This window comes from Paramuribaculum intestinale (genome assembly GCF_003024925.1).
In the GTDB taxonomy this organism is placed as follows: domain Bacteria; phylum Bacteroidota; class Bacteroidia; order Bacteroidales; family Muribaculaceae; genus Paramuribaculum; species Paramuribaculum intestinale.
On sequence record NZ_PUED01000145.1, the window covers coordinates 1 to 6,007 of the forward strand.

A 6,007-nucleotide genomic window follows, 5' to 3' on the forward strand; every position below is an offset into this window, starting at 1 on the left:
CACATGAATAGAGACAATCTGAAACATCGGCTCGCTGAGGTCGAATCGAAAATCAGAGCCATCGCAGGCGTTGACATCGACCATTCTGACAGTTGGACTTCATGCCTGGAGAAACGGGAGAAGGTAGGCTCGTTGCTCGATTCGCGGCGGGAGATTCTAAACGAAATGTTCCTTCCCTCAGATGAGAATGTGTTCAGATTCAAAGCTGTGAACGAGCGATTATTCACATTGACCCGCCAATTGCATGACCGCGTCAAGGCTCTGGAATCCCGACTGCCGCTCGTAATGGATTGCCCCGAATTTGACGACGACTATGAGCTGGAAGGAACACTTCGCTATTGTTTCAACAGCGATGATTCAGTGCTGAAACTTGAAGATGATTGCGAATATGGCTCTGATTTTACGTTGATGATAAAGCTTATTGCCGACCTTGGGGATGGCACTGTCGAGGAAAATATCGAATGCGTACATTGCTCTTCAACGCCCCTCGACGACGGACAAAGCTGGAACGAGTATCCTTTTTCAGGACGGCGCGAGTTTGCCGACATCATAATATGCCATACCGTACATCAGCTCACCGACCATCAGCTCTATTCCATCCCCGACCTTATCCGCCTGAACGACTTCTGGGCAGAAGCCAAACTGACTATCCAAAGCATTACCGAGCAGGACGGCACCCGCTTTATACCTAATTAATTTTTATTGATTTTGCCATGACTGTAAAAGAACTATTTCAATCATTGGAGCTCAAGGATATCATTGAGCCGATGAAGAAGAAATATCCTGATGCGCTTCTGCCATTGTCGGAATACAAGGAGAATTATGATATTATCCTTAACACCGTGTTTTCGGGCGAAGGCGGCACGATAACGTTCCGCCCTGATGGCAACTCTAATGCCTATATGACAGAGGGAGACCGATATTTCAATATTGTCGGCATGGAGGTAGTACTCCCCGACAACGGAGCGGTTACCACCGCAGAGGCGGCAGCCGAGATTCTATGGTGTTCCGCGCCCTTCGGACGTTATGGCGAAATCGACTGGGGAGACGTGGCAGATTGGCCCGAGGAGTTCGAGCCTGGCGAGCCACGGTGGGAGCTTGCACTGCTCGAAGCAAAAATCGGCCCTTTGCCCGAACGGACTAAACAGTCGTTATTGTCTTCATCATCCATTGAGAAAGTATACTATGAATCTCAGACTTATGGGAAGTCAGGCCGCATTGAGTACATTGCAGACCTGTTGCTCAACCCATTATATAATAGCAAGAAATATTTGGGGCCCAGCAAGAAACAGGAATGTATATGCGTGCTCTACACCACACCCGAACACCCATGCACCACAGCCGAACAAAGCCGAATCATTGAAATCATCGGCAAATACTTCGGCTCGACGCCATGGCAGCTTTTCACCCGCCAGTGTAAAGGCCTTGCCCACGAGGCAGAACTAGATATCACTTACATAACCGACTGTGAATAATCCATCTATCTGCTCTGAAAATATTCTGCTGTGAGCCCCATTAGGAATGGGCAGTTAATGCTTTTCTGATTTCCTCTTAATTATCGTTATAAAATACAAAAAAAGCAAGGACTTAATCTTGATATTTGCCCGTTTGCAGGGCGAAAATCTCTTTCTGATGCTCGATTTCTGCGGTTAATTCTTCCTTTGTCGGGAGATATGTCAGATATTTGGCAGCGTAGAGTTGTTTGCTGTCCTTGAGAATTGAATATCGTGCTAAGTCTTTGCTTGTTTCCGAGCAAAGGAGCAATCCGATTGTAGGATTATCGCCTTCCGAGCATTTCAACTCATCGTACATACGGATATACATATCCATTTGCCCCACATCCTCGTAGGATATTTGAGAGCTTTTTAAGTCTATGAGCAGAAAACATTTAAGGATATAGTTGTAAAATACAAGATCAATGTAATACTCGCCCATGTCAGTCTTTATCCTCTGCTGACGCGCAACAAAAGCAAACCCTTTGCCAAGTTCGAGGATAAACTTCTGGAGATGGTCGATAATCGCAGATTCAAGATTGGTTTCAGAATATGCGGCATCTTGTGAAAAGCCCAAAAACTCTGCCACGACCGGATTTCGCAGGAATTTATGTCGGTCTTTCTGATAATCTGCTGTAAGTCGTTTCATCTCATCAATGACTTCTCCACGTTTTGATTCCGGTGTCTGAAGCAGACGATTATAATATTGAGAGCCGATGTTGCGGTTGAGTGTACGGACACTCCAGCTCTCTTCTGCAGCTTCCCTCATGTACCAATCACGTTCATCTTCATTCTTGATTCTCATCAGCCGTTCATAATGTGACCAAGACAAATTGGAGGGGAGCATTTTTGTTAACTCCAATTCGGCAGACACTGACTGCCCTTTTATGGTAAGGTCGTTCCCGGATTGGGCAGACGGTGTCTGCCCAATTAGCAAGTTGTTGAATGTCAAATAGAACTTTCTGAAACTCTTTATATTTACAACAGAATATCCCTTTCCGAACTCTGCCGTTAGAGCCTCGGATGCAAGCTCAACAATGTGCTTCCCGTATTGAGCCCTTTCCTGTCCATGTTGCTCTTGTTCAACAATGCGTCTGCCGACAAGCCAGTTAGCAGCGACTTGAAAGAGGTCGGCGGCCTGATATGCCTTTTGTTTGGCGGTATATACTATCGCCTTTATATCACTGATAAACTGAGCGTCATCAGCGTTGATATTGTCGTATTTATTCAGCTCGGATTTCATTTTGCAAAGTTACGAATTTTATTGGGAATCAGGGCTATTATCCGAGAATGTTAACGAGGACAAAAATCAACCGAAAAACTACCTCTCATTTTCGTCTGACATGTCATTGCAGCCCACATCTCATGTAAAATACCCATACATACCATTTCCAAATCTCTGTTTTTTTGAGATTTGGAAGCATGACGCATTACACCAACCTATAAATCACATCTAAGACAGATACATCACACTTCCAAATCTACTTTTTTTACACCACTTTTGGAAACGTGATGGCAGATTTGGATAGCGGCAATCGTGATTATCCATCTCTTTATAGACTGTATATGAGGTGCACGAGAGTGCCAAATCGCATGTTTTTTACACACATTTGGCACCGTAGTGGATAATAGGAGTAAGATTGGTTTGGTTCGGGCTATATATACGCCCGATGAACTAAACCAACCATATATGGGCTGATGAAAATAAAATCATAATCAGATCTCTAACATAATTACATGTTGCAATTGACAATGAGTATAACTAACTATTTTGCAAAGCTATCCATTATAATTCTTTTATAATTCTGTCGCAAATATTGCTTAAATTTGCGACAAAACCAGACTTAAGAGACTCTACAATGTTCGTTATTTACTTACATCAGACGGCCAAATCTCATAATTCTATACCACATTTGGCATATTGATGTAAGTAGGCTGGGTATTTTTTTCCGTTTTGCTTTTTCATCAGGTTATTGTTAATTCATAGTCAATCCTTCCATATCTCACGGATTTTTCGTAAATTTGCAGTCTGAAACCCAACAAATCAGTATGATAGCTAAAGAAGATGTGTTGGACTTGTTGAAGTCCACAGAATCATATCGAGTGGAACGCACGACGAGTACAGGCAACATGGACAAGTTCTGTGAGGCCATTTGTGCGTTTGCCAATGATATGCCTGCTTCCAGAAAAAATGGCTATCTGATTATTGGAGCGAAAGATGACGGATCTATCGCGGGAATGAAGGTGGATGATGCTCTGCTGAAAAAGATTGCCGGAATACGTTCTGACGGCAATATACTTCCTTTGCCGACAATGTCCGTTGAACGGTTCTCTTATCCCGAAGGTGATTTGTTGGTTGCTGAGGTTCATCCATCTGACTTACCACCTGTTCGCTATCGAGGCAGAGTATTTATCCGAATCGGTCCGAGACGCGACATCGCTACCGAAGCTGAGGAAAGAATACTTGCTGAACGTCGTTGCTCATTCATGGCGACCTTTGATGCTACACCTTGTCTCAGTGCCAAACTGGAAGATTTAGATCTCGAATACATCAAGATCAACTATCTCCCGATGGCATTTGATGAGGAGACTCTTGCGAACGACAAGCGCGACATAAAGGAACAACTTGCCTCTATCCATTTATATGATCGAGACAATGACTGTCCTACATACGCCGGAATAATTCTTTTCGGTAAAAATCCCAAGTATTTTCTTCTGGGTAATTATGTGCAATTCGTGCGTTTTGCAGGAAAAGACAAAGGTGGAGACATTCTCAATGAACGTCAGTTTGCAGGCCCTCTATATAAGATGTTGCCGTCGCTGGAATCCTTTGTTCGTGACGGCATAATAACCCAGCGACCTATACCGGAAACTCTGTTCCGGGAAAGGACTGTCTGGAATTATCCGGAAGGAGCAATCCGCGAATTGCTGATGAACGCCTGTATGCATAGGGACTATCAAGCCAATATGCCAATTCGGTTGTATCAGTTTGATGACTATATCGAAGTTATGAATGCCGGAGGTCTTTATGGCGAAGCTCGTCCGGAGAACTTTCCATCGGTCAATGACTATCGTAATCCTCTTGTGGCAGAAGCCATGAGAGTGATGAAGTATGTCAACAAATTCAACCGAGGAGTTACCCGTGTGCAAGAGATGTTGAAAGATAACGGCAATCCTCCCGCCGAATTTGATGTGAATACCATGACGGCATTTCGAGTCAATATCCATGCCACAAACGAGTCTGATTTTTCGAAGGGCACAAGTCAAACAGCCAAAACAATTGAGGAAAAAATCATTGAGTTCTGTAATGAGCCACGTTCATTAGCAGAAATAATGGCTTATTTAGGATATAAAGACAGAGGAAAATTCAAAAGTTCATATATAAACCCCCTGCTTAATAATGTCTTGGCAATGACTAATCCAGATAAACCTAATAGTCGGAATCAAAAATATTATTTGAAGGATACAGAAATTTAACTTGTTGCCTGACTTATGTCTTAGGCGACAAGTTAGGCAACAAGTTAATATCTTATACAGGATGTATTTTCATTAGTTCATAGGTGGTTCGCTCATTCCCATTGTGGTAAATCGTCGTAAACTTCATCAGTGTTACCATGCATTCTTCGTTAGAAAAATCACGATTGTATTGAGCAATTTCATCTTGAGTTAAGTCGGCAGATATATCTCCATTAATCTTCATACCAAACGGAGTACTTATTTCAAATTTTCCTGTGTCTATTAAAGCACCCTTAAAAAAAGCCTTCTCAGTAACCTCTTCTTCGTTACAAATAGTAGAAGATACTCTTGAATAGCTCCTTTTTACTTGCGTAGATGAAAGTTCAATATATTCACTACCTGATTCTATTTTTAAAATTGAATTATTATTAGAAACTTCCTTAAAGAAAGAATTAAGGAATCCCAACCCACGGGCTGGAAGCGATTGAATTCTTTGTTCGAAGGTCTCGTCACTGTTGGAGATATCATTAATTATGTCTATAACTGGATATTCTCAACAAATTGACCCCCTATGGATTATTTAAATTGACCCCCATTGATAACCTGTGATTTTTGGACAGTTTTTACAGGGGTTGACAATAGGGTCTGGGGGATTCTGATGGCGTGTTGATAATTAAGATTTATTTACAAAAATAATCATTTGATTTTATTCTGCAACTTGCGGATGGACTCTCCGAAGAGCTCTATCCTTATCGAGTGGTGCACGATCCTGTCGAGGATCGCATCGGCGATCGTCTTCTCTCCGATCACGTCATGCCAGTCGCATACGGGAACCTGGGAGGTGATGATGGTGGCCCGTCGTCCGTGCCGGTCCTCGATTATGTCCATCAGTGAGGATCGCGCGGCGGCATCGAAGGGATGTATGCCGAAGTCATCAAGGATGAGAAGGTCGGTACGCTCGATCCTTTTCAGTTCGGTAAGAATCGTGCCTTTTGCCTTTGCGGCCTTCAGCTGGCCCATCAGGCGTGCTGTGCTGGCGTATAGCACGCGCATCCCTT

The 6,007-nt window shown here is 43.2% G+C and carries 6 protein-coding genes; 3 read left to right on the forward strand and 3 right to left on the reverse strand.

Features of this window, described 5'->3' with window-relative positions:
• Together C5O24_RS14040 and C5O24_RS10050 are read left to right on the forward strand one after the other, a co-directional pair.
• On the forward strand, nt 1-696 hold a 696-nt coding region (locus C5O24_RS14040), incomplete at its 5' end, for a hypothetical protein (RefSeq protein ID WP_107681778.1).
• A gap of 17 nt (nt 697-713) precedes the next feature.
• Nucleotides 714-1,475: a hypothetical protein gene (locus C5O24_RS10050; RefSeq protein WP_107036999.1), complete on the forward strand. Its 762-nt coding sequence runs from the start codon at nt 714-716 to the stop codon at nt 1,473-1,475.
• 112 nt (nt 1,476-1,587) lie between these two features.
• On the opposite strand, the gene C5O24_RS10055 is transcribed toward C5O24_RS10050, so the two are convergent.
• On the reverse strand, nt 1,588-2,736 hold the full coding sequence (locus C5O24_RS10055; RefSeq protein WP_107036998.1) for a PDDEXK nuclease domain-containing protein: 1,149 nt from the start codon (nt 2,734-2,736) through the stop codon (nt 1,588-1,590).
• An 806-nt stretch (nt 2,737-3,542) separates the two neighbouring features.
• Here C5O24_RS10055 and C5O24_RS10060 point away from each other — a divergent pair.
• The gene (locus C5O24_RS10060) at nt 3,543-4,970 is read left to right on the forward strand and encodes an RNA/DNA-binding domain-containing protein (RefSeq protein WP_107036997.1); all 1,428 of its coding nucleotides are present in this window, start codon (nt 3,543-3,545) and stop codon (nt 4,968-4,970) included.
• A gap of 52 nt (nt 4,971-5,022) precedes the next feature.
• Here the strand turns inward: C5O24_RS10060 and C5O24_RS13810 are convergent, their stop codons facing one another.
• Both C5O24_RS13810 and C5O24_RS10065 read right to left on the reverse strand, forming a co-directional pair.
• Nucleotides 5,023-5,415 (reverse strand): hypothetical protein, encoded by a 393-nt coding sequence (locus tag C5O24_RS13810; protein WP_133165527.1) that lies wholly within the window; start codon nt 5,413-5,415, stop codon nt 5,023-5,025.
• A 230-nt stretch (nt 5,416-5,645) separates the two neighbouring features.
• A partial coding sequence (locus C5O24_RS10065) for an ATP-binding protein (protein WP_161553875.1) occupies nt 5,646-6,007 on the reverse strand: 362 nt, incomplete at its 5' end.